This window comes from Acidihalobacter prosperus (assembly GCF_000754095.2).
GTDB lineage: Bacteria > Pseudomonadota > Gammaproteobacteria > DSM-5130 > Acidihalobacteraceae > Acidihalobacter > Acidihalobacter prosperus.
This window is the reverse complement of record NZ_JQSG02000002.1, coordinates 514,163-535,693: the sequence shown is the minus strand read 5'-3', so window position 1 is coordinate 535,693 and position 21,531 is coordinate 514,163. Positions and strand designations below refer to the sequence as shown.

The 21,531-nt window shown below is 64.1% G+C and carries 23 protein-coding genes; 14 read left to right on the top strand and 9 right to left on the bottom strand.

The features are described from left to right. Positions 1-555 precede the first annotated feature (555 nt). On the bottom strand, positions 556-1,020 hold the full coding sequence (locus THPRO_RS06585) for a DUF302 domain-containing protein (protein WP_038088576.1): 465 nt from the start codon (positions 1,018-1,020) through the stop codon (positions 556-558). 106 nt (positions 1,021-1,126) lie between these two features. Between THPRO_RS06585 and THPRO_RS06580 the strand changes: the two genes are divergently transcribed. Continuing rightward, a complete protein-coding gene (locus tag THPRO_RS06580; RefSeq protein WP_236717263.1) occupies positions 1,127-1,654 on the top strand; it encodes a hypothetical protein in 528 nt (175 codons plus the stop codon). Positions 1,655-1,758: 104 nt separating this feature from the next. Here the strand turns inward: THPRO_RS06580 and THPRO_RS06575 are convergent, their stop codons facing one another. Next, on the bottom strand, positions 1,759-3,954 hold the full coding sequence (locus tag THPRO_RS06575) for a putative bifunctional diguanylate cyclase/phosphodiesterase (RefSeq protein WP_065089377.1): 2,196 nt from the start codon (positions 3,952-3,954) through the stop codon (positions 1,759-1,761). Positions 3,955-4,266: 312 nt separating this feature from the next. Between THPRO_RS06575 and gshA the strand changes: the two genes are divergently transcribed. From gshA to THPRO_RS06535, 8 genes are all read left to right on the top strand, one after another. Further along, positions 4,267-5,808, top strand: a complete 1,542-nt coding sequence (gshA, locus tag THPRO_RS06570) for a glutamate--cysteine ligase (RefSeq protein WP_052064208.1) — start codon at positions 4,267-4,269, stop codon at positions 5,806-5,808. Positions 5,809-6,151: 343 nt separating this feature from the next. Then, positions 6,152-6,697 (top strand): MarR family winged helix-turn-helix transcriptional regulator, encoded by a 546-nt coding sequence (locus THPRO_RS06565; protein ID WP_038088571.1) that lies wholly within the window; start codon positions 6,152-6,154, stop codon positions 6,695-6,697. Next, on the top strand, positions 6,694-7,224 hold the full coding sequence (gene ectA, locus THPRO_RS06560) for a diaminobutyrate acetyltransferase (protein ID WP_065089376.1): 531 nt from the start codon (positions 6,694-6,696) through the stop codon (positions 7,222-7,224). Before THPRO_RS06565 ends, ectA begins: the two co-directional genes overlap by 4 nt. Continuing rightward, positions 7,221-8,501 (top strand): diaminobutyrate--2-oxoglutarate transaminase, encoded by a 1,281-nt coding sequence (gene ectB / locus THPRO_RS06555; protein WP_038088568.1) that lies wholly within the window; start codon positions 7,221-7,223, stop codon positions 8,499-8,501. The genes ectA and ectB overlap by 4 nt, the downstream gene beginning before the upstream one ends. Positions 8,502-8,525: 24 nt before the next feature. Beyond that, entirely contained in the window at positions 8,526-8,933 is a 408-nt protein-coding gene (locus tag THPRO_RS06550; protein ID WP_038088565.1) for an ectoine synthase, read from the top strand. Between the two features lie 137 nt (positions 8,934-9,070). Continuing rightward, on the top strand, positions 9,071-9,451 hold the full coding sequence (locus tag THPRO_RS06545) for a DoxX family protein (protein ID WP_038088563.1): 381 nt from the start codon (positions 9,071-9,073) through the stop codon (positions 9,449-9,451). Positions 9,452-9,461: 10 nt separating this feature from the next. Further along, positions 9,462-10,445 (top strand): glutathione S-transferase family protein, encoded by a 984-nt coding sequence (locus THPRO_RS06540; RefSeq protein WP_065089375.1) that lies wholly within the window; start codon positions 9,462-9,464, stop codon positions 10,443-10,445. Between the two features lie 108 nt (positions 10,446-10,553). Further along, positions 10,554-10,988, top strand: coding sequence for a rhodanese-like domain-containing protein (locus tag THPRO_RS06535; protein ID WP_145930730.1), 435 nt, complete (start codon positions 10,554-10,556; stop codon positions 10,986-10,988). Positions 10,989-10,992: 4 nt separating this feature from the next. Here THPRO_RS06535 and THPRO_RS06530 read toward each other — a convergent pair whose 3' ends face one another. The 3 genes from THPRO_RS06530 to THPRO_RS06520 are packed head-to-tail and all read right to left on the bottom strand — an operon-like array spanning position 10,993 to position 12,791. Next, the gene (locus THPRO_RS06530) at positions 10,993-11,568 is read right to left on the bottom strand and encodes a mechanosensitive ion channel domain-containing protein (protein WP_052064207.1); all 576 of its coding nucleotides are present in this window, start codon (positions 11,566-11,568) and stop codon (positions 10,993-10,995) included. Between the two features lie 12 nt (positions 11,569-11,580). Further along, positions 11,581-11,991, bottom strand: coding sequence for a peptide-methionine (R)-S-oxide reductase MsrB (msrB, locus tag THPRO_RS06525; RefSeq protein ID WP_038088557.1), 411 nt, complete (start codon positions 11,989-11,991; stop codon positions 11,581-11,583). Next, positions 11,988-12,791 (bottom strand): inositol monophosphatase family protein, encoded by an 804-nt coding sequence (locus THPRO_RS06520; protein ID WP_038088554.1) that lies wholly within the window; start codon positions 12,789-12,791, stop codon positions 11,988-11,990. The genes msrB and THPRO_RS06520 overlap by 4 nt, the downstream gene beginning before the upstream one ends. A gap of 84 nt (positions 12,792-12,875) precedes the next feature. On the opposite strand from THPRO_RS06520, the gene THPRO_RS06515 reads away from it, so the two are divergent. Together THPRO_RS06515 and THPRO_RS06510 are read left to right on the top strand one after the other, a co-directional pair. Beyond that, positions 12,876-13,259, top strand: a complete 384-nt coding sequence (locus THPRO_RS06515) for a DUF3301 domain-containing protein (protein ID WP_065089374.1) — start codon at positions 12,876-12,878, stop codon at positions 13,257-13,259. Next, positions 13,240-15,201, top strand: coding sequence for a monovalent cation:proton antiporter-2 (CPA2) family protein (locus THPRO_RS06510; protein ID WP_038088551.1), 1,962 nt, complete (start codon positions 13,240-13,242; stop codon positions 15,199-15,201). The genes THPRO_RS06515 and THPRO_RS06510 overlap by 20 nt, the downstream gene beginning before the upstream one ends. A 21-nt stretch (positions 15,202-15,222) precedes the next feature. Here the strand turns inward: THPRO_RS06510 and THPRO_RS06505 are convergent, their stop codons facing one another. Further along, positions 15,223-15,966: a ferredoxin--NADP reductase gene (locus THPRO_RS06505; protein ID WP_052064220.1), complete on the bottom strand. Its 744-nt coding sequence runs from the start codon at positions 15,964-15,966 to the stop codon at positions 15,223-15,225. 170 nt (positions 15,967-16,136) lie between these two features. Here THPRO_RS06505 and THPRO_RS06500 point away from each other — a divergent pair, with 170 nt between their 5' ends. The 3 genes from THPRO_RS06500 to THPRO_RS06490 all read left to right on the top strand — a co-directional run bounded on the left by THPRO_RS06500 (position 16,137) and on the right by THPRO_RS06490 (position 19,254). Then, positions 16,137-16,970, top strand: a complete 834-nt coding sequence (locus THPRO_RS06500) for an undecaprenyl-diphosphate phosphatase (protein ID WP_201786949.1) — start codon at positions 16,137-16,139, stop codon at positions 16,968-16,970. A 243-nt stretch (positions 16,971-17,213) separates the two neighbouring features. Continuing rightward, positions 17,214-18,521, top strand: coding sequence for an ammonium transporter (locus tag THPRO_RS06495; protein ID WP_038088545.1), 1,308 nt, complete (start codon positions 17,214-17,216; stop codon positions 18,519-18,521). 79 nt (positions 18,522-18,600) lie between these two features. Continuing rightward, positions 18,601-19,254 (top strand): hypothetical protein, encoded by a 654-nt coding sequence (locus THPRO_RS06490; RefSeq protein ID WP_065089373.1) that lies wholly within the window; start codon positions 18,601-18,603, stop codon positions 19,252-19,254. Between the two features lie 12 nt (positions 19,255-19,266). On the opposite strand, the gene nth is transcribed toward THPRO_RS06490, so the two are convergent. The 3 genes from nth to rsxB all read right to left on the bottom strand — a co-directional run bounded on the left by nth (position 19,267) and on the right by rsxB (position 21,496). Beyond that, a complete protein-coding gene (gene nth, locus THPRO_RS06485; protein WP_038088537.1) occupies positions 19,267-19,926 on the bottom strand; it encodes an endonuclease III in 660 nt (219 codons plus the stop codon). A 57-nt stretch (positions 19,927-19,983) separates the two neighbouring features. Then, a complete protein-coding gene (locus THPRO_RS06480; RefSeq protein ID WP_038088534.1) occupies positions 19,984-20,421 on the bottom strand; it encodes a hypothetical protein in 438 nt (145 codons plus the stop codon). Positions 20,422-20,704: 283 nt separating this feature from the next. After that, entirely contained in the window at positions 20,705-21,496 is a 792-nt protein-coding gene (gene rsxB, locus THPRO_RS06475; protein ID WP_201786948.1) for an electron transport complex subunit RsxB, read from the bottom strand. Between the last annotated feature and the right edge of the window lie 35 nt (positions 21,497-21,531).

Here is a 21,531-nt window from a genome sequence, read left to right as displayed (position 1 = left end):
ACCCGCGAATATGAAAGCAGGTCTGTCCCGTACATCTCTTCTATCTTTTTTTGTTTCTCTTGGATTAGGTCCATAGCCTTATCTCTCCTATGGTTTGCTGTAGTAGCTATTCTCAACCCGCCAAACAGCGCAAAAATGTCTAAATAACCCTAAATACGGGCCTTTTTCTCAATTTCCTGCGCAGTCCGGCGGCCTCAAGTCCATTTTCTCTATGTCCCCAAAAACGCAAGCGCGAAACTCGAAAACAAAAAAAGCCGCCTCAAGGGCGGCTTCGTGATCGTGGTGGATTAGGGGTGGGGTACACCCCGCGCTCGCGGTACACTCGCGGTGCATCCGCTAGAAAAACCTAGTTTGCAGTCGTTAGCGCTAAGTCATTGTTTTGTATTAACAAACAGCCTATATTATGTTTGCGACAGTTTGCTTACTAAGTGCTTGATTTGCGCTAAGTTATTGATTTATGGCAGAACTTTTAATCCGATGGTCGTTGGTTCGAGCCCAACACGGCCCACCATCTTGCTTCCCTCCGCATACGACTCGCGTCGGGCCTGTCACGCGTCAGTGGGTTGCGGCCCGTGCGAAGCCATGCAAGGCCTTGCGCATGATGTTGACCGCCTGTCTGCCGCATCGGCCCAGCCGGTCGCGTTTGGCGATATATTCAGGACTGTTGTAGCTTAGCCATACCTGACCCTTGGCGTCCTGCCAGGCGAGCGCCTTGAGCGGCAGATCGAGGCCCGCGATCTGATTGCATTCCATCAGTCGGGTGCCGATCTTGGGGTTGCCGAAGATGAGCAGCTCGGTCGGGCGCAAGGCTAGGCCTACGCCGTGCGCGCCCTTGGCATGATCGATTCGCGCAAATATGGTCATGTGCTTGGCCTTGAGCGCCTGTTCGAGCCGGTCGAGGGTTACGGCGACGCTATGATGGCTGCGCAGGGTCACGATGCCATTGCCTTGTGCCTGCGCGGCGGATTCGGCCAACATGAATAGGCAGAGGGTCAGTGCAAGGGCGCTGATGCGTTTCATGCGATGTTCTCCCGGAGTGGCGGGTAATGGGGGATTCCGATTCGGCTGATCGCTTCCGACATCATAGACGGCGCGTTCGGTGTTGGCGCGATGAGAAGGCGGGCGGATGATGACGGCGGATGGGCGGGATCCCGATCGAGCGTTCTCTTCGGACGGTGCGACGCGGTCCGATGCGGAGGATGTCCTGCTCTGGCCGGCGGCCGCATACGATCGCCAGGTTGCCCGCTTGCGCGATGCCGTCGGGCATCCGATCTACCTGCTCGAGGCTCGCTTCGATACGCCGTTGCCGAGTGCGAGCGCCAGTGGCCGGGCGTATGAGTTGCTCGGCGTCATCGATTTCCCCCGACCGGATCCGGCCCGGCGTCTTTTCCCGCATTTGCTACTGCTCGACGACGGGCGTGGGCTGAATCTTGGGCGGATCATGCGTGTCAGCATTGACCGCGCCTATTCGCCAGATGCCGAGCAGTGCCTGTTCGTCGATGAGGCATTGATGCGGCTGATACTGCCGTCGCAGCGACGGTTGAGCCGCGGTTTCATCCGTGAGGCGAGCCACATGCAATTGGCTGAATTGCTCGGGCAGCCGGTAAAACGGAGAGCGCTGGGGAGGGTCGGCGAACGGAATTCGAAGCGGTGAGCGGGTGTGTGTCCTTCTCGGGCGGGCTCTGCATCCGCGGCCGAGTGATGCTCGGCTTGGCCATGACCTGCTCGCCATCGATGATTCCCCGTTAGCTCAGTCAGCTAGTCGCCGCTGATCGCGCTGTCGGGCTGATGTTGCCAGCCGAGCGCGCGTTCCAGGAATTTCGGTTCCGGGAGGGGCGGGCTGAACCAGTACCCCTGTCCGAGGTCGACGCCCAGCTCCTTGAGCAACTGGTACTGGGCCTCTGTTTCGATGCCTTCGGCGAGCGTGTGGCGGCCCAGCACGTGCGCCAGGGCCACAATGGCCTTCACGATTTCCAGGTCCTCGGGGTCGTTGTCGATGTCTCGGATGAAGCTCTGGTCGATCTTGATGGTCTGGGCCGGAAGCTTGCGCAGGTAGGCGAGCGAGGAGTAGCCGGTCCCGAAGTCATCGATCGCCAGGCGCAGGCCGAGTGCGCTGAGTTTGCGCATGATTTCGGCGCTGTGCAGCACGTCGTCCATGACCGCGGTCTCGGTGACTTCGAGCTCGATGTGCCGGGCGGCGAGTTCCGCGACATCGAGCTCGGTTTGCAACTGTTCGATCAGTTCGGGGCTGTTGAACTGCGAGGCGCTCAGGTTGACCGAAATACGCAGGTCGAGGCCGATCCGTTGCCAGGCCTTGGCGTCGGAGCATGCGCGCCGGAATACCCATTCCCCCAGCGGGGCGATCCAGCCGGTGGTTTCCGCGAGGGGGATGAATTCGCTCGGCGGCAGCAGGCCGCGCTCGGGGTCGTGCCAGCGTATCAGGCCTTCGGCGCCGACGATCCGGCCGCTGGCGAGGTCGATGATCGGTTGATAGTAGAGCCTGAATTCATCGTGCTCCAGTGCGCGCTCGACCGCATGCTGGAAGCTGACCCGGGCATCGCTGAGGCGGCCGGCCTGGGGGTCGTAGAAGGAGACGCCCGATTGCCCACGCTTGGCCGCGTGCAGTGCCGCATCCACCGCGCGCAGCAGGCCGGCCGCGCTGTGGGCGTCGTCGGGAATGCAGGCAATGCCGATGCTGGCCTGCAGGCGCAGCGTGCGTCCCTCGATTTCATAGGGCGAGTTGACGGTCCGGCGGATGGCTTGTGCGGCCGCATGGGCGTTGATCAGGCCGGAGCCGGGCAGGCCGAGCAGGAACTCGTCGGCATCGAGGTGCGAGACGAAGCCGTTGAGGCGTTCGGCGTGCATGCGCAGGCGACGTGCGATTTCCTGCAGTACGCGGTCGCCCGCTTCGGTACCCAGCGCCGTGTTGATGTCCTTGAAATTGAGCAGGTCGATCTGCAGCACGCTCAGGGTGATGCAGCCGCGGTTGAGCTCGGACTCGATCCATTCCTGGGCACCGATCCGGTTGGGAAGCCCGGTGAGCACCTGCCGGCGCGACTGTACGCTCAGTTCGGTGGCGTGCCGCTGCTCGCGTGCGATCAGCAGATAGGCGAGGCCGAGGAAACCGACGATGCTAAGCACGCCGAGCGTGACGAAAGGCGTGATGCGCCGGCCCCAGTCGAGCACGATCTGATGGGATGAAAGACTCGCGTAAGCCACGGCCGGGAAGCGCGAAAGGTGTACGTAGATGCCCAGGCGTCGCGTGCCGTCGGTCTGTACCTTGCCCTGGTAGGCGCCGATCTTGGCTTCCGGGTGGCGGTTGAGCTGCTGGATGAGCGCACCCGTCATGCGCGTACTGTAGATGCGTTGCGGATCCGAGGTGGGCAGGCGGGCGATATGGTAGCCGTCCGTGCGGATCAGACCGATGGCAGTGTCCGTCGGCAGGGTCATGTGGGCCCAGGCCGAGGTGATGTGCTTGAGCAGTACCGCGGCCTGGATGATGTAGATGGGTTCGCCGTCAGGCTGGCGGACCACGTAGCGCACGGGTATGCGCCAGGCGCCGAGGACCAGCCCGAACTGGGTCAGGCCGATCCAGGGGCCGCTCGCGTCCAGCGTGGCTCGCAGACTGGCGCCGAATGAGGGATTGTCGCGCGGGTCGGGTAGGCGGCTGCCGAAGGGGCGGTCCGTGTTGAGCAGCATTTTGCCGTCCGGGGCGAACAGGGCCATGCTGGCGACGCTGGGGTGAAAGTCCTGGTAGGTCTTGAGCAGGGCGTAATGAGCGGCGAGATCGCCCTGTTCCCGTCGCAACTGCCGGCTCAGATAAGGGAGGTCGTTGCCCAGTTCGTCGAAGACGGCCTGGGCGTTGTCGGACACGAACTGCGCGACCACGCGCAGGTTGCTGAGCATTTCCGAACGGGTCTGCTGCCACGCCCACAGGCTGACGCCGGCCAGCATGGCGAGGCCGCCGGTGATGAACAGCGCGGCCAGCGGCCACCACAGCCGGCGTGCGGCACGGGCGGGCGTGTTCGATGGGTGGTGCGTGCGAATGGCTGGTCCCTCAAGCCGTTGTGCGGTCTATTGGCGTTGTGCTGAAATGGCGCACCTTGGTGCTATGGATACTAGCCGTTGGAGGCGCCCGCCGCCAACCGCCGAACACCGGTCGCGGACGTATGCGCTAGAATGCGCCCGGCCACTGCCGGCGCGTCTACATCGAATGCAGGATTCCCTATTTTGTACGCTTCAGCCGAACGCCGTTTACGCAGACTCATGGATCAGGGCGAGGCCGAGCTGGCCTGCCGCAACCGGATCGGCCTGGAGAAGGAGAGCCTGCGCGTGCGGGCCGACGGCGCGATCGCGCAGACGCCGCATCCATCGGCTCTGGGATCGTCGCTGACGCATCCCTACATCACGACCGACTACTCCGAGGCGTTGCTCGAACTGATCACTCCGCCGGGCGACGATAGTGCCGAAACCCTGCAATTCCTCTGCGATACGCACCGTTTCGTCTACGGTCACCTCGGCGACGAGTTTTTGTGGGCGACCAGCATGCCCTGCGTGCTGAGCGGCGAGGCGAGCATCCCCATCGCCGAGTACGGCAAGTCCAACGCAGGGCGGATGAAGCATATCTATCGTCGGGGGCTGGGCTACCGGTATGGCCGGGTGATGCAAGTCATCGCCGGCGTGCACTTCAACTTTTCCATGCGCGACGCGTTCTGGCCCATGTTCCGGACGCTCGAAGGCGTTGATGAGACCGTCGGTCAGGCCGATTTCGTGTCCGCGACCTACATGGGCATGCTGCGTAATCTGCAACGCTTCGGCTGGTTGATGCCCTATCTGTTCGGCGCGTCCCCCGCGGTATGCGCCTCTTTCTTCAAGGGGAGGGATACGCGGTTGCCGCGTTTCGACCAGCACACCCATTACGAGCCCTACGCCACCTCGCTGCGCATGGGCGACATCGGCTATACCAATGCGAAGGAGGGCGAGAGTGGCGTCAAGGTGTGCTACGACTCGCTGGACAGTTACATCGACAGTCTTGAGCGCGCCATCCGTACGCCGAGTGCCCGCTACGCGGAGATCGGCGTGAAGGTCGATGGCGAGTACCGCCAGCTCAACAGCAATATCCTGCAGATCGAAAACGAATACTACAGCAGCGTGCGTCCCAAGCAGCTGCTTGAGGGCGGCGAGCGCCCGTCTCTTGCCCTGCGCCGCCGAGGTGTCCGCTACATCGAGCTGCGTTCGCTTGACGTCAATGCCTATCACCCGCTGGGCGTGAGCCCGGAACAGATGCGTTTTATCGAGGCCTTTTTGATTTTTGCGCTGTTCTGCGACAGCCCGCTGGTGGGGCGGGACGAGCGCCGGGGCATAGACGAGAATTTCCTGCGTGTGGCGCATCGCGGGCGCGAGCCCGGCTTGAGCCTGCTGCGCGAGGGGCGTGAATGCGACATGCGCGCCTGGGCGCTGGAGTTGCTGGACATGATGGCGGCATTCTGCGAGCTGCTCGACGGCGGCAGCGGGGGTATCTATTGCCAAGCGCTCGAGCGGCAACGCGCAAAGGTGCTGGACCCGGAGGAGACGCCGTCGGCACGCATGTTGCGCGAAATGCGCGAGCGTGGCGAAGGCTTCCACGCATTTGCTCTGCGGATGTCCGAATCGCATCGCGACTTTTTTCTGGAAGAATCCTTGCCGGTCGCCCGTCAGGCGTTCTTCGAGCGCTTGGCCGTTGAGTCCAGGCGTAGCCAGACGGCTCTGGAAGCCGGCGAGCGAGAGACCCTGGACGAGTACATCGCGGCGTATTTCGCCAACAGCTGATCGTTGCGCCGACTGCCCGCAGTCACTGCGGGCATCCCTCCCCTGATGATCCTCCACCCCTTGGTCGCCCGGCTCGCGGCGCCGGACGCCCCCGTGTGGGCGCGTCACGCCTGTTTCCATGCCGCGCCCGGCCATCGTAAGGCATGGGCCTTACCACTCGATATATAGTTCGTGAACAAATTAAATTTTGATGACGGTTGCCACCGGTTTTGGATCTTGAAGGCGATAATTCGCACTATTATTGCGCAAGTTGATGATAATAAAAGCCTATAATGCCTCTTTCGAGTGCGCTTTTGGGGTCTTCGGCTTGAGAAATTAAATCGTACACAATATAATTTGCGCCATGAGTGAACTGAATCAGAGCGTCAGCGACGAAATCATGGTGGCGTTGAGGCGCATCATGCGGGCGGTGGACATCCATTCGCGCCGTCTGGCCCACACCCACGGGCTGACCGGTCCGCAGGCCATGGTGCTCAAGGCGTTGATCTCGGCCGGCGAACTGACGGTCGGGGATCTGGCGCGGCAGGTCACGCTGGGGCAGGCCACCACAACCGAAATCGTGCAGCGCCTCGAGCGCCATGGCTTGGTCGCCAAGCACCGCTCGACCGTCGACAAGCGACGGGTCTACGTCAGTCCCACCGAAGAGGCGGTCGAGATCTTTCGTCACGCACCGCCGCTGTTGCAGGAGCGCTTTGCCGCGCGCCTGGAAACGCTCGCCGACTGGGAGCGCACGCTGCTGCTCTCTTCGCTACAGCGCATCGCAAGCCTGATGGACGCCGGCGATATCGATGCGGCACCCCTGCTGACCAGCGGCCCGATTACGGATGCCGGTTTGTCCGCGCCGCGCAAGCGCACCAATAAAGACGATTCCAAGGGAGTCACTGCATGAAGATTCGAAAACCGAAGCTCAGCGATGGTCGACGCATCTGGCGCCTGGTCCGCGATTCGGGCGTACTGGACATCAATTCGGCCTATTGCTACTTGCTGCAATGCCGCGATTATGCGGATACCGCCGCCGTGGCCGAGGATGCCGACGGGCTGGCCGGCTTCGTGACCGGCTACCGCCCGCCCGAACGTCCCGATGTGTGGTTCGTCTGGCAGATCGGCGTGGCTCCGCGTGCGCGCGGACAGGGGCTGGCCAAGCGTCTGCTGCGGGATGTCCTGACCCGGCACGACGACCTGCGCCATGTCGAAGCCACCATCGAGCCCGGCAATCAGGCCTCGCGCGCGTTGTTTGCCTCGCTCGCCAACGAGCTGAGTGCGCCGATGCTGGAGAGCGACGGCTTCGAGGCTCACCATTTCCCGGATGGGCACGAACCCGAGCCGCGCATCCATATCGGCCCGTTTTCACCCCCCTACCGCGAGCGTCCGCTCGGGGGTCCCGTCCTGAACCGACTCAGCGAGGTAAGGCAATGATGGAGATATTCGAAACCCTGGAATCCGAGGTCCGCGGTTACATTCGCAACTTCCCGGTGGTTTTCGACCGCGCGGAGGGCGCCCATCTCTACGACGTCGACGGTCGCCGCTATACCGACTTCTTCAGCGGCGCGGGCGCGCTCAACTACGGCCACAATCACCCTGCGCTCAAGGCACGTCTGATCGACTACATCGAACGCAACGGCATCACGCACGGGCTCGATCTGGCCACGCGCGCCAAGGCGGAATTCCTGGAACGTTTTCGCGACGTCATCCTGGCGCCGCGTGGCATGGATTATCGCGTACAGTTCCCGGGGCCGACGGGCACCAACTCAGTCGAGGCCGCGCTCAAGCTGGCGCGCAAGATCACCGGTCGCGAAAAGGTGATTTCGTTCACCAACGCCTTTCACGGCATGACCCTGGGAGCGCTGTCGGTAACCGGCAACGCCTTCAAGCGCGGCGGTGCCGGCGTCGCCCTGACCTTGAGCGATACCATGCCCTACAGTGGCTACTTCGGCGAGGATACCGATACCATCGAGTACATGGACCGATTCCTCAGCGACAACGGCAGCGGCGTTGATCTGCCGGCAGCGGTGATCGTCGAGACCGTGCAGGCCGAGGGCGGCATCAATGTCGCCGAACCCGAATGGCTGCGCGGCCTGGAGGCGCTCTGCCGGCGCTACGACATGCTGCTCATCGTCGACGATATCCAGGCCGGCTGCGGCCGCATGGGCAGCTTCTTCAGCTTCGAGGAAGCCGGCATCCGTCCCGATATCGTTTGTCTGTCGAAGTCCATCAGCGGCTACGGTCTGCCGATGGCACTCACGCTCATTCGCCCCGAGCACGACCTCTGGGATGCCGGCGAGCATAACGGTACGTTCCGTGGCAACAATCCGGCCTTCGTGACGGCCACCGCGGCACTCGATTTCTGGGAGACGGGCGAGTTCGAGTCGCATATCGCGGCCCGCGCCAAGACACTGCGCGCGGCGCTGGATGCCCTCGCGGCGGCCTATCCGGACAGTTTTTCCGGGGTGCGTGGGCGCGGCATGATGCAGGGACTGGTGTGCACCGAAGCCGCGTTGGCCAAGCAGCTCTCGCAGGCGGCCTTCAAGCACGGGCTCATCCACGAGACCGCCGGCCCGGACGACGAAGTCGCCAAGTTCATGCCGCCGCTCACCATCGAGCAGGGCGAGCTGGAGGCCGGCCTCGAACTGCTGCGTGCCGCGGTTCGCGACGTGCTGGGTGCGCCGCAGGCGGTGCTCGACGAAGCCGTTTGAACCAAGAGACAGGGAGTCAGCAACATGATCGTCAAACAGGTCGAGGACGTGCGCGGCACGTCAAAGTCGGTGCGGACCGACACCTTCGAGAGCAATCGCCTGCTGGTACGCGCGGACCGTGTCGGCTTTTCGCTGAACCACACCGTGCTGTTTGCCGGCAGCGTGACGCATATCTGGTACAAGCATCACGTCGAAGCGGTGTATTGCATCTCCGGCGAGGCCGAGATCGAGACCCTGGCGGATGGCAAGCGTTACCGGATCACCCCGGGCACGCTGTATACCCTCGACGGGCACGAGGAACACAATCTTCATGTGATCAGCGATTTCGAATGCCTGTGCGTGTTTAACCCGCCGCTGACGGGGCATGAGGTGCATGACGCCGACGGTGTCTACCCGCTGCTCGGAGACGAGGACGAGGCGCTGGCTTCCTGACGGCCGGACAGCGCGCCGCCGTGCAAATTTTCTGAGCGACTTGCTCAGGAATTTCCGGCGGCGCCCCAGGGTATCTGCCATAACCTAGCAAGGGCCGCACATACAGTGCGGCCCTTGCTGATTATAAGGAGTCTGACATGCGTAACCTTGCCATGCTCGTTGGGCGCATCCTGCTGGCGCAGATATTCGTAATAGCAGGCGTGGACAAGATCCTGGCCTATCATGGCACCGCTCAATACATGGCCGCATACGGCGTGCCCTCGGTGCTGCTGCCGCTGGTGATTCTTCTTGAGGTCGGTGGCGGTGTCGCACTGATGCTGGGCTGGCAGGCCCGCTGGATTGCGCTCGCCCTTTCTGCCTTCAGCATCGTCACGGCGATCATCTTCCACCACGACATCGCCAACGGAATGCAGAAAATCCTGCTGATGGGCGATCTGTCCTTCGCCGGCGGCCTGCTGGTGGTGGCCGTGGTCGGCGCCGGGCGCATCAGCCTGGACGGCTTGGCCCGGCGCGACTGAGGAGGCGGAAATGAGTCTGCTGATCAAGGGCGAACTGCAGAGCGACTGGATGGCGCACGAAACCGAGAATGGCGAGTTCGTGCGTATGGACTCGCAGTTCCGGAACTGGATCACCAAGGACGGCCGCCCGGGGCCGAGCGGGGAGGGTGGTTTCCCTGCCGAGGCCGGCCGCTACCATCTCTACATCTCACATGCCTGTCCGTGGGCGCACCGGACGATGATTTTCCGGGCGCTGAGAGGGTTGGAGTCGGCGATCTCGTATTCCGTGGTGCACCCCTACATGGGACCCAATGGTTGGTCATTCGATCGTTATCCGGGGGCCGAGGGCGATGCGCTGCACGATGCCGATTACCTGTACCGGCTTTATGTGCGTGCGCAACCGGACTACAGCGGGATCGTGACCGTGCCGGTGCTTTGGGACAAGCAACGTGAAACCATCGTCAACAACGAGTCTTCCGAGATCATCCGCATGCTCAATGCGTCCTTCTCGGCGCTCGCGAAACCGGGGACCGACTACTATCCCGCCGAGTTGCGCAGCATCATCGACGCGATCAACGCGGAGGTCTACGACAACGTCAACAACGGCGTCTACCGGGCCGGATTCGCGGAATCCCAGGCAGCCTACGAGCGCGCCTTCATGGGCTTGTTCGGGACGCTGGATCGCCTGGAGGCGCGTCTGCGCGATCAGCCCTGGCTGGCCGGTGACCACCTCACCGAAGCCGATTGGCGTCTGTTCACCACCCTGGTCCGCTTCGATGCCGTGTACTACGTCCACTTCAAGTGCAATAAACGGCGTCTGGTCGATTACCCCGAGCTCTGGGATTTCACGCGCGCGCTTTACCAGGCGCCCGGGATCGCCGATACGGTCAACATGGATCACATCAAGCGCCATTACTACACCAGTCACCCGGAGCTCAATCCGCGAGGACTCATACCGGGCGGTCCCGATCTCGATTTTGGCGCCGCGACCCGGCGCCGGGTGATTGCCGGGTGAGGTTGTAAGGCGTTGCCGGCGGTGACAATCGCGGGGTCATCATTTATATTTCGTATCCATGGATATTAATAATATATGGACAAGCCCGCGTCGGCGGCGCGTGAACGCATGAGCGACGGGGAAGCGCGCAAACCGGCGGCACTCATGCCTGTCGAGGCCAATCGGCTGTTGCAGGAAGAACCGCAAACCCTGCTGGTCGACGTGCGTTCGACCATGGAATACCTCATGGTCGGGCATCCAGTGGGCGCGGTGCATATCGCCTGGCTGGACGAACCCGACTGGACGCCAAACCCACGTTTCGTGGCCCAGTTGCGCGAATTGATGCTCGGCGGCAGCCGTTGCATCGACGGCAACTGTCCCGCCGTGGTGTTGATCTGCCGCAGTGGGCGCCGGTCCCTGGAAGCGGGGCAGGCACTGCTCGATGCGGGGTTTGCGCGGATTTACTACGTCGAAGGCGGGTTCGAGGGGCCGCTGGATGCCCATCATCGGCGTAGCACGCTGGCCGGTTGGCGTTTCGAGGGGCTGCCCTGGGAGCAGTGCTAGGCGCTCATGGATTGGCGCCGGGGTCCTCGCTTTCCCAGCGCTCGAGCGCGGCCTTGCGGCCGTCGTTGGGCGCGCGGCGGATGACGCGCTGGAAAAACAGGTTGTTGGGCACCATCAAGGTGCTGCCGTCCTCTTCGCGTATTTCGGTGAACATCAGGCTGCGGTCGACCGCGCGCCCCTTGAGTCCGTCCGGCAGCAGCTCGATACGCTCGCCCAGCTCGTAGGGCCGCCAGATCCAGATGAACAGGCTGGCGGTGATGTTGCTGACCATGGTCCAGACCGCGAGCAGGCCGACGCCAACCACGGCGAGCGTGCTGGCGATGATTGCCCAGAGCCCGTCGACATTGATGCCCATGAAACGCAATGCGACGAGGGCGAGCACGGTCCACAGCAGGCCGGCGCCTAGTCGTTGCAGGAACAATGCGGTGTCGATGGATATCGGGGTGTGCCGGCGCAGGCGGGCCAGCGCACGGCCGAGCCAGCGCTGCAGCAACAGAATGGCCAGAGCCCCGGCGAGTAAAAGGATGAAGCCTGGCAGCAGATGCCGCAGACCGCTCAGCCAGTGTTGGATTTCACTCATGCGAGGGCGTCCTCAAGTTGCGTCGCCGGGATCGAAATCGAGCGATGCCGAGTTGATGCAGTAGCGTAGCCCAGTGGGCGCAGGCCCATCCGGAAAGACATGACCGAGATGAGCGTCGCAGCGGGCGCAGCGAACCTCGACGCGGCGCATGCCGTGGCTGTGGTCCTCGTGGGTGCTGACGGCGGTGTCGTCGACGGGTTGCCAGTAACTTGGCCAGCCGCTGCCCGAATCGAATTTCTCCTCGCTGCGGAACAGTGGTGCGTGACAGCAGACGCAGCGATACAGGCCGGTCTCGTGATGATCCCAGTAGCAGCCCGTGAAGGGCGCTTCGGTCCCGCCCTCCCGGGCGATACGATACTGCTCGGGTGCAAGTTTTTCGCGCCAGTCGGCCTCATGTGCGGAGATGTCCGGTTTGTCGCTCATGCGCTTTGCCTCGCGGGGATGGTCAGGGTGTGGCACAACGTTTCGAATAGCCCGGTATCGCGGGCCGCAACCACGGAGCGGGCGGTCGTTGTCGGGCGGAAAACGGTCTCGCCGTCGAGCGTCCGTGCCTGGCCGCCGGCCTCCGCCAGTATCAGGCTGCCGGCAGCGAGATCCCACAGGCGCATACCGCCATGGACATAGAAGTCGCCGCGCCCGGCCGCAAGCCAGCACCACTCAAGGGCGCAACTGCCGAGGTTGCGTTGCGAGTGGTAGGGCGGTTCTCGAACCAGTCGCTCGGCGAGCGCGGCGGGCAGGCGCTTGAAGTCGACCATGCCGACCGCGCGTTGCAGCGTCTGCCGCACTGTCCGTGTCGGCAGGGCTCGGCCGTTGAGATGGGCGCCGCCGCCGAGGGTGGCGGTGAAGCATTCGTCGCGCTCCGGATCGTAGACGACGCCGAGCGTGGGCCGGCCTTCTGCGAGCAGCGCCAGGGATACCGCATACAGCGGCAGGCCGGCAGCGAAGTTGCTGGTGCCGTCCAGCGGATCGAGACACCAGACGGGGCGCCCGGAGGCGAGGCGGGCGGCCTGGTCGGATGGCGCCATCTCCTCGCTGAGAAAATCGATGTCGGGCCAGGCGCGTGTCAGGGCATCGCGCAGGGCGCGGTCCATCGCCAGGTCGGCTTCCGTCAGCAGGCTGCCGTCCGCCTTGCGCTCGGCGGCGACGTGCCGGAAGCGGGGTTTCAGCTCGCCGCATGCCGTGCTGGCGACCAGATCGGACAGCTGCTCGATTGTGGGCGTCATGGGGATTCCGAGGGTTGATTCGCTACACACTTTGCCACATTCCCCGCACCGTTGCGTATCCCCGCTGGGGTACACTCGGTTCCCATGAGCATGTCTCTGCTGGTGATACTGGGCTTACTGGTGTGGTGGTGGCTGGCGTCGCTGCGCGCCCGCGAGGCGGCGCTCGGGGCCTGTCGGCGCGCCTGTACGAAGGAGCAGGTGCAGCTGCTCGACGAAACCGTTACGGTGCGCCGTCTGGGGCTCGCACGGGATACAGAAGGGAGGGTGCGTGTACGTCGCACCTATGGCTTCGAATTCAGTGTGGACGGACAAGACCGCCGCCAGGGCGAGGCGGTCTGCCTGGGGCGGTCGCCGCAGCTGGTAAGAGCCGACTGGCCGAGCCGTACTGCGCCCGAGGCGCCAGCGGAAGCGCCATTGCCCGGGCGCGTCATACCGTTTAGGGGGAGGGATGGAACACCACGCCATTGAAGGGGTCCTGATCTTGCTGGCCTGCGCGGTGCTCGGCGTTTCGATGTTTCGGCGCCTGCACCTCCCGCCGGTACTGGGCTACCTGTTCGTGGGGATCGTCATTGGTCCGCATGCGCTGGGGTTGCTGCAGGACAGCGAACTGATTCACCTGCTGGCCGAAATCGGCGTGGTATTCCTGCTGTTCACCATAGGGCTCGAATTCTCGATCGGGCATTTCCTCGCGATGCGCCGCGTGGTGCTCGGCCTGGGCGGCGCGCAGGTGCTCCTGTCCACGTTGGCGGGCGGCGGCATCGCCTGGCTGTCCGGGGTACATTGGGCGGGAGCGCTGGTAGCCGGCGGCGCCCTGGCGATGTCATCGACCGCCATTGTGGTCAAGCAGCTCAACGAACAATTGGAAATGCATTCACGGCATGGCCGGTTGGCGCTCGGCGTGCTGTTGTTCCAGGATTTGGCGGTGGTGCCCTTCCTGGTGGCCATACCCATACTGGCGGGCGGCGCGCTGGAAGGCTTGTGGCTGTCGCTCGGCATTGCCTTGCTCAAGGGCGCCCTGGCGCTCGCCATCATGCTTGCGGCGGGGCGCTGGCTGTTGCGCCCGCTGTTTCACGTGATCGCCGCCGCCCGCTCCACGGAATTGTTCACATTGACCGTGCTGCTGGTAACGCTCACGGCCGCCTGGCTGACCTATCGCTTGGGGTTGTCGCTGGCGATGGGCGCCTTTCTTGCGGGCATGATGCTGAGCGAAACCGAATACAAGCATCAGATCGAAACCGACATCCGTTCCTTCCGCGACGTGCTGATGGGCGTGTTTTTCATCAGCATCGGACTGCAGCTGAATCTGCACACCCTGATCCAGGTCTGGCCGCTGGTATTGCTGATGCTGGTCGGTCTGGTGCTGGGCAAGGGACTGCTGGTGATGGCGCTCACGCGTTGGGCGGGGTACGAGAACGGCGTTGCGCTGCGTACCGGTCTGGCGCTGGCCCAGGGTGGGGAGTTCGGCTTTGCGCTGCTGGCCCTGGCGCTCAACCGCCAGCTGCTGTCGCCCACCGACAGTCAGGCCATTCTTGCCACCATCATCTTGAGCATGCTGATCGCGCCGCCGCTGTTGCGCTACAACGGCCGCATGGCCAAGGCGCTGTTCTCGCGCTCGTATTTGAAGGGCCGTTACACCGAGACCCGTCATCTCGGTTGGGCCGCACGCGAACTGAGCGACCACGTCATCATCTGCGGTTTCGGCCGCATCGGCCAGAACCTGTCGCGCTTTCTGCGTGCGGACGGCATCGATTACGTGGCATTGGATCTCGATCCCTATCTGATCCGCGATGCCTGGGAGGCTGGAGAGCATGTGTTCTATGGCGACAGCACCCATGGCGAGATTTTGCGCGCCGCCGGACTGGGTCGCGCACGTGCGATGGTCATCACCTTCGACGACGCGCATACCGCGCAGCGCATCATCGAGGCCGCGCGCAAGCGGCGCGGCGACCTGCCGATTCTGGTGCGCACGCGCGACGAGGGTGATCTGGAAAGCCTGGAACAGGCCGGCGCGACCCAGGTCGTTCCCGAGACGCTGGAATCGAGCATGCTGCTCGCACGTGTGCTGCTGCAGCGCCTGAACGTGCCGGACGAATTGATCAGCGAGCGTATCGAGCAGGAACGCGCGGATCACTACCGCAGCCTGCGCGGTCTATTCGCGGGCGAGGCCGAGGCCCTGCGCGAACGCTTGCACAGCGTCACCGTGCACCCGGAAAGCCGCGCCGTGGGCAGCACCTTGGCTGCCCTGGATTTCGACGCCGCCGGCGTGCGGGTGGAGGCGATCCGCCGCGGTGGCATTCGCGGCGAGCATCCCGATGACGAGATGCGAATCGAGGCCGGCGACGTATTGGTGCTGAGGGGCGGAGCGGATGCGCTCAAGCGGGTCGAGCCGGTGCTGCACGGTCCAGACTGAGCGGCGCGGGCCGCCGGCCGGCTACCAGTATTTCTCGGTGGTGATATGCCCCGGGTCCCTGCGTCGGTTGCGGCGCAGCCCGCGAGCGTTGAGCGCCGTGCTGGTGTCGCGGATCATGTCCGTATTGCCGCAGATCATCACCTGAGTATTTTCCGGATCGAAGCGCAGGCCTGCCCGCGCCTCCAGCCTGCCATCCTCTATGGCCTGCGGGATGCGTCCCTCAAGAGTCTCGGCGGCAGACTCGCGGCTGACGAAAGGGACATAGTCGAAGCGTCCGGGGTGGGCGGCGGCAAACCCGTCGATGGCTTCCCGATAGCTCAGTTCCTGCGCGTGGCGTACGGCATGGATCAGGCGGATATTGGTGAAGCGCTGCCAGGTCGCCTCCGTCTTGAGCAGGCAGATGAACACGCCAAGCCCGGTGCCGCTGGAGATCATCCACAGATTCTCGGCATCAGGCACCTCGTCGAGCGTGAAGAAGCCGGAGGCCGCGCGACCGACCCAGAGGGTGTCGCCCACGTCGACCGTCAGCAGCGCAGTGGTCAGCGGGCCGTTCTCGACCGTGTTGTAGTAAATCTCGAGATAGGGTTCGTCGGGCGTGTTGACGCACGAGTAGGGGCGCGCGATGCGCTCGCCGTCGATGTCTAGCGCGATGCGTGCGAACTGTCCGGGTTTGAACGAATCCATGGGCGCTTCGATACGCAGGGTGAACAGCTTGTCCGTCCATTGCCGTTTCTCGATGACACGGCCTTCCAACCATTGGTCCATGAGCATTTCCTGATGTTGTCTCGCGCAGGGGCACAACTATGCTGGCGCCCGCGCAAAGCTTCAAGCGTCCCGAGCGTCGGTGCAGTCTTGCGAAATCGTCATCCGCGACGCTTTGCCGCCGCCCGGGGCTTCGCTAGACTGGCGAACCGTTTGACAGCCGAGAGACCATCGTGACCGAACCCTCCAGCCTGCACCTGTTTCTGATGGCCGTCCTGCAGGGCGTGACCGAATTGTTTCCGATCAGCAGCCTGGGGCATAGTGTTCTGGTGCCGGGCATGCTGCATTGGCCGCTCGATCGCGATGCTCCCTGGTTTCTGCCCTTCATCGTGGTTTTGCATCTGGGCACGGCCTCGGCGTTGCTGCTTTATTTCTGGCGCGACTGGTGGCAGCTGCTAGCCGGCTTGTGGCGCGCGCGCGGAGGCGCGAACAATGCGGAGGCTCGATTGTTCTGGATGCTGGTGGTCGGGACCATTCCCGCCGGATTGATCGGGCTTGCCCTGCATCATCAGATCAGCCGTCTGTTCGGTCTGTTCGAGCTTGCCGCCATCTTCCTGATGGTCAATGGCCTCATGCTGTTGATCGGCGACAGCCTGAAACGGCGTACGCCGGATGGCGGACTCGGCACCCTGACTTGGCGCAAGGCCGTACTCATCGGTGTCGCCCAGTCCGTCGCACTGATCCCGGGCATGTCGCGCTCGGGCGCCACGCTGGTCGCGGGGCTCGGCGCCGGCCTCGACTACGCCGCTGCTGCGCGCTTTTCCTTCCTTCTGGCCACGCCGATCATCGCCGCCGCCGGCGTGCTCGAGGTGCCGAAGCTGTTGCATCACGGCATACCCGGCGGCCTGCTGCACGTCATCGTGCTTGCAGGGCTGCTGGCCGGGGTGTTCGCCTGGCTCTCGACCTGGTTCCTGATGCGCTGGTTCAGCGGCCACGAAGTGAGCGCATTGAGGCCCTATGCCGTTTACTGCCTGTTGATGGGCGCACTGGCCATCGGGGTGGGCTGAAGCCCGCCGGCCGGCTCCGAATAAGTTTTTATAAATAAAAATTTCGGATGTATTTTTTGGGTGCGCGCATGCGTTTCGCTGCACCGGATTTGCGCTTTATTTAATTAGAAAAAACAATATATTATGTTTGTTTGGCGAGGCCGCTTGGGGTTATTGAATGGTACGCAAATTGCCTGTTTGAGTGGCGATTTTCGCGTTGGATCGAGCGCGATTTTCTACTCATGACGGACAAGGAGCGTAGAGATGGCGGGTCATTGGCTCAATACGGGTGATAATGCGTGGCAGCTTGCCGCGGCCACGATCGTCGGCTTGCAAAGCGTGCCGGGACTGGTGGTGCTGTATGGCGGCATCGTCAAGAAAAAATGGGCGATCAATTCCGCCTTCATGGCGCTTTACGCCTTTGCGGCGGTACTGGTGGCCTGGATACTCTGGGGCTACAACATGGGCTTCGGCCCCAAGCTCTGGCCGTTCCTGGGCATGCCGTCGCCGGCGCTGATGGGGCATTACGAACTTTCGCAGGCGGATATACCCGCCGCCGGCGCCACGGCCGCGTTTCCCATGGCGACCATGATTTTCTTCCAGTTCGTGTTCGCGGCGATCACCCTGATCATTCTTGCCGGCTCGGTGCTGGGGCGCATGAGCTTCAAGGCCTGGGTGCTGTTCGTGCCGTTGTGGCTGACCTTTTCCTATTGCGTCGGCGCCTTCAGCCTGTGGGGCGGCGGCTGGCTCGCGCAACTGGGCGTCATCGACTACTCGGGTGGCTACGTGATCCATCTCTCGGCCGGCATCGCGGGTTTCGTGGCCGCGGCGATGATCGGGCCGCGCCTGCCGCGCGACCGTGAAAGCTTCCTGCCCAACAATATCCTGCTGGCGCTGGTCGGCGCCGGCCTGCTGTGGCTGGGTTGGGACGGCTTCAACGGCGGCGACCCCTATTCGGCCAGCGCCGATGCCGGCGTCGCCGTGCTCAATACCAATATCGCAACCGCGGTGAGCCTGCTGACCTGGACGATCATCGACGTGATGTACTTCAAGAAGCCTTCGGTGATCGGCGCGATCCAGGGCATGATCACCGGTCTGGTCGCGATCACGCCGGCGGCCGGCGTGGTCAACGGTTACGGGGCGATCGTCATCGGCCTCGTTTCGGGCAGCGTGCCGTGGTTCACCATGAACGTGCTGGGCAAGCGTATGAGTCTGTTCCGCAAGGTGGACGATACTCTTGGTGTATTCCACACTCACGCCGTCGCCGGGGTGCTGGGCGGTTTGCTCACAGGCATCCTGGCGACACCCGATTTGTGCAAGGCGTTTGGGCTGAGCACGCCGGGCGGCTGGCTCTACGGCAATTTCCATCAGTTCCTGCTGCAGATCCTCGGTGCCGCCTTTATCATCGTGCTCAATGTCGTCATGACCGCGGTGCTGCTCAAGATCATTTCCTTCATCACGCCGTTGCGAATGGACGAGGAAAGCCTGCTGATCGGCGACGATGCGGTGCATGGCGAGGAAGCCTACGCCTTCTACGGCGAGGGCGATCGCAAGCCCGTACTCGGCGACTAGGCCGGCATGCCGGGCGGTGCCCGCCAGGGGCACCGCCCGGTTCGTACCCGCCTGCAACGCACGCGCAGGAGAGATTGCATTGCTGGATCTGCCGGGCCGGCTGCTGATCGCGGCGCTCTCGCTGGGTTTGCTCGGAGGGCTGCACGGTGCGCGCGGCCGGCGCCGCGACGACGAGGCGATGCGAGATCGCGCGCTGGCCGTCGCGGCCATGGTTCAGGCAGCCGGCTACGCCCGCGAAGGGCTGCCACGGTCTGTACGGCCGCGGATCGTCACGGTGGTTCTGCGGCTGGACGCGGCATCCACCGAATTCGCGCTGGGCGGACGCCGCGCGCTGGCCTCCGGGCTGAGCGACTTTCTGCGGCTGGCCACCCTTGATGTCGCCGATTACGCCCAGGCGCCCTTGCTGGATCAGGTGCACCGTTATGTGCGCATCGCCCGCCGCTTGCGGCGACGACGGCGGCTGCGGCTCGAGATGGCGCTCGAACTGCGGCGTATCGCCGGTCTGGCGAATGGACCTGATGGCGAGGCGCTCGATCGGTTGGCGCGCCGGCTGCTGCCGCGGCGTGTGCTGGGCGACCTCGGCGGGCACGATGCTGCGCTGATCTGGCTATACGGTTTGCGTGCGGCCTGGTCGTGGTGCGAGGCGGGTGGCGGCCGCTCGCCGTTTGGTTTCGTGCCGCGCGATCTGATCCTGGCGGCGCGGGAACTGCTCGATACGCGCGCGCGTGGCTAAGGCCTGTTCGCGCTAGGGGGTGGCACTGCGTGCGCGATGCGGCGACGCACGGCGCCAGCTATCGCAGAGATCGGCGACCGTGCAGCTCGGGCACTTGGGCGAGCGTGCGGTACAGACGTAACGGCCGTGCAGGATCAGCCAGTGATGGGCGTCCTGGCGGAATTCGCGTGGCACCACCTTGAGCAGACGCTTCTCGACCTCAAGCACGTTTTTGCCCGGCGCGAGGCCAGTGCGGTTCGACACGCGGAAGATATGTGTATCCACGGCGATGGTCGGTTCGCCGAAGGCGGTATTGAGGATCACGTTGGCGGTCTTGCGGCCCACGCCGGGCAGGGCTTCCAGCGCGGCGCGTTCGCGCGGCACCTCGCCGCCGTGACGTTCGATCAGCAGCCGGCAGGTCTTGATGATGTTTTCGGCCTTGGCGTTGTAGAGGCCGATGGTGCGTATGGCCTCCTTGAGGCCGCCGAGCCCGAGATCGAGGATGGCCTGCGGTGTGTTGGCGACGGGGAACAGCCGCGCCGTGGCCTTGTTCACGCCCTTGTCGGTGGCCTGCGCGGACAGGACGACCGCCACCAGCAGTTCGAACGGCGTGCTGAAGTGCAGCTCGGTGGTCGGTGCCGGGTTGGCGGCGCGCAGGCGCTCGAAGAATTGTCGTCGGGTGTCGTTGTTCATCCGCTGCGTGTTCCGCGCGCCCTGATCGGACGCGCGGAACACGATTCCCGGGCAGGCTCAGACGTGGCGGAAGTGGCCGACGTCGGGGGCCGGTTCGTAGCCGCTTTCCTGCACGCGGGCCTTGAGGTCCTTGAGCATTTTGTCGTGATCCGCTTCCAGCTTGTGCATGGCCTTGTCGTCCAGCTTGGGGAAGACGGTGTTGCGGATGAAGGCGCCAAGGTCGTCCATGCAGCTCGCCCAGTAACGGTCGTTGAGATGGAAGCTGTGCTCGGAATGCTGGCCCATGGGGTAATGGTTGAAGCGGTCGCCCATGGTTGCCTTGAGGTCGGCATCCTGCTCGACGAAGGCCTTGGTCCAGTCGTACCACCACTTGTAATAGGCTTCCTGCAGCGTGTAGTTGAACTGCTGCTTCTCGTAGAAGGCGCTGATGGTCATGCGGGGGGCAAGGCCGTAACGGGTGCCGCGGGTACCCGCGAAGGGAAAGTGGCCGGACATACTCTGGTTCTCCTATGCGTCGATGTCGTTATGGGAACGCTCTGCGCGATCGTGGCAGCCCGCCACGACGCACGCGGTCCGGTGCTGCCGGACCGGAAAATCCCCGTTGGTCTGACCGTTCGACGAGGCCTGGGTGCAGTGCCTGCGGTCTTGCGGTCGGATGTTCGAAACGGTCGCTTCAGCCATGCATCTCGACTGCCGGCGGGGCGTGCCCCTGCCGACCATAAGGTCTTTCAAGGGCACCGAAGTATATCAGAGTTTGCCGAATTACATCCTCGGCGGCTCAGTCTTGATCCTGCGGGGGCGTCGGCCGTGCGGCGGCCCTGATGGCCGCCTTTTTGGCTCTGACCCGCTCGACCGCTGCGCGGATGGCGGTCTGCCTGGGATCTTCGGCCACCGCCGCCGGCGCGGGTGGGAGACGCTTGCGCGCGAGCCTCGCCTCGCGCGCAAGCCGTTCTGCGGCAAGCCTGCGTTGCCGTGCCTGGTAACGCTGCCGTGCGCGCTCGGCGCGCTGGCGGGCCTGGCGGTGCGGGCTGACGGCGTGCGGCCAGCGCCAGGCATCGGGTGGGGCGGGCAGCAGCGCGATGCAGTCCACCGGGCAGGGCGGGAGACAGAGTTCGCAGCCGGTGCATTCGGCTGTGATCACCGTGTGCATGCGCTTGGCGGCACCGACGATAGCGTCCACCGGACAGGCCTGGATGCACAGCGTGCAGCCGATACAGGCCGCTTCGTCGATGCGCGCCACGGCACGCGGTTTCGTCACGCCGTGCGTGGGATCGAGCGGCTTGGGGGCGCGGTCGAGCAGGCGGGCCAGGGCGCGTACGCCCGCTTCGCCGCCCGGCGGACATTGGTTGATGTCCGCCGCGCCGGCGGCGATGGCGTCGGCATAGGGACGGCAGCCCGGGTAGCCGCATTGGCCGCACTGCGTCTGGGGCAGCAGTGCGTCGAGCCGCTCGGCCAGCGGGGCGCGTGCCGCTGCGCGTCGCCGTGCGGCCAGTCGAAAGGCGAGGATCGATCCTGTCAGCATGAGCCCGGTCAGGAGCAGCCCCGACAGGATGGCGGCGGTAGGCGGCATCGGCTTGCGCCAGTCGGTTGAAACGGGCGGGCAAG

What these genes read in the sequence shown, in the direction of transcription:
- THPRO_RS06585 (WP_038088576.1), bottom strand. Translation starts at nt 1,020, where the DNA reads ATGAAACGCATCAGCGCCCTTGCACTGACCCTCTGCCTATTCATGTTG.
- THPRO_RS06580 (WP_236717263.1), top strand. Translation starts at nt 1,127, where the DNA reads ATGATGACGGCGGATGGGCGGGATCCCGATCGAGCGTTCTCTTCGGAC.
- THPRO_RS06575 (WP_065089377.1), bottom strand. Translation starts at nt 3,954, where the DNA reads ATGCTGGCCGGCGTCAGCCTGTGGGCGTGGCAGCAGACCCGTTCGGAA.
- gshA (WP_052064208.1), top strand. Translation starts at nt 4,267, where the DNA reads ATGGATCAGGGCGAGGCCGAGCTGGCCTGCCGCAACCGGATCGGCCTG.
- THPRO_RS06565 (WP_038088571.1), top strand. Translation starts at nt 6,152, where the DNA reads ATGAGTGAACTGAATCAGAGCGTCAGCGACGAAATCATGGTGGCGTTG.
- ectA (WP_065089376.1), top strand. Translation starts at nt 6,694, where the DNA reads ATGAAGATTCGAAAACCGAAGCTCAGCGATGGTCGACGCATCTGGCGC.
- ectB (WP_038088568.1), top strand. Translation starts at nt 7,221, where the DNA reads ATGATGGAGATATTCGAAACCCTGGAATCCGAGGTCCGCGGTTACATT.
- THPRO_RS06550 (WP_038088565.1), top strand. Translation starts at nt 8,526, where the DNA reads ATGATCGTCAAACAGGTCGAGGACGTGCGCGGCACGTCAAAGTCGGTG.
- THPRO_RS06545 (WP_038088563.1), top strand. Translation starts at nt 9,071, where the DNA reads ATGCGTAACCTTGCCATGCTCGTTGGGCGCATCCTGCTGGCGCAGATA.
- THPRO_RS06540 (WP_065089375.1), top strand. Translation starts at nt 9,462, where the DNA reads ATGAGTCTGCTGATCAAGGGCGAACTGCAGAGCGACTGGATGGCGCAC.
- THPRO_RS06535 (WP_145930730.1), top strand. Translation starts at nt 10,554, where the DNA reads ATGAGCGACGGGGAAGCGCGCAAACCGGCGGCACTCATGCCTGTCGAG.
- THPRO_RS06530 (WP_052064207.1), bottom strand. Translation starts at nt 11,568, where the DNA reads ATGAGTGAAATCCAACACTGGCTGAGCGGTCTGCGGCATCTGCTGCCA.
- msrB (WP_038088557.1), bottom strand. Translation starts at nt 11,991, where the DNA reads ATGAGCGACAAACCGGACATCTCCGCACATGAGGCCGACTGGCGCGAA.
- THPRO_RS06520 (WP_038088554.1), bottom strand. Translation starts at nt 12,791, where the DNA reads ATGACGCCCACAATCGAGCAGCTGTCCGATCTGGTCGCCAGCACGGCA.
- THPRO_RS06515 (WP_065089374.1), top strand. Translation starts at nt 12,876, where the DNA reads ATGAGCATGTCTCTGCTGGTGATACTGGGCTTACTGGTGTGGTGGTGG.
- THPRO_RS06510 (WP_038088551.1), top strand. Translation starts at nt 13,240, where the DNA reads ATGGAACACCACGCCATTGAAGGGGTCCTGATCTTGCTGGCCTGCGCG.
- THPRO_RS06505 (WP_052064220.1), bottom strand. Translation starts at nt 15,966, where the DNA reads ATGGACCAATGGTTGGAAGGCCGTGTCATCGAGAAACGGCAATGGACG.
- THPRO_RS06495 (WP_038088545.1), top strand. Translation starts at nt 17,214, where the DNA reads ATGGCGGGTCATTGGCTCAATACGGGTGATAATGCGTGGCAGCTTGCC.
- nth (WP_038088537.1), bottom strand. Translation starts at nt 19,926, where the DNA reads ATGAACAACGACACCCGACGACAATTCTTCGAGCGCCTGCGCGCCGCC.
- THPRO_RS06480 (WP_038088534.1), bottom strand. Translation starts at nt 20,421, where the DNA reads ATGTCCGGCCACTTTCCCTTCGCGGGTACCCGCGGCACCCGTTACGGC.
- rsxB (WP_201786948.1), bottom strand. Translation starts at nt 21,496, where the DNA reads ATGCCGCCTACCGCCGCCATCCTGTCGGGGCTGCTCCTGACCGGGCTC.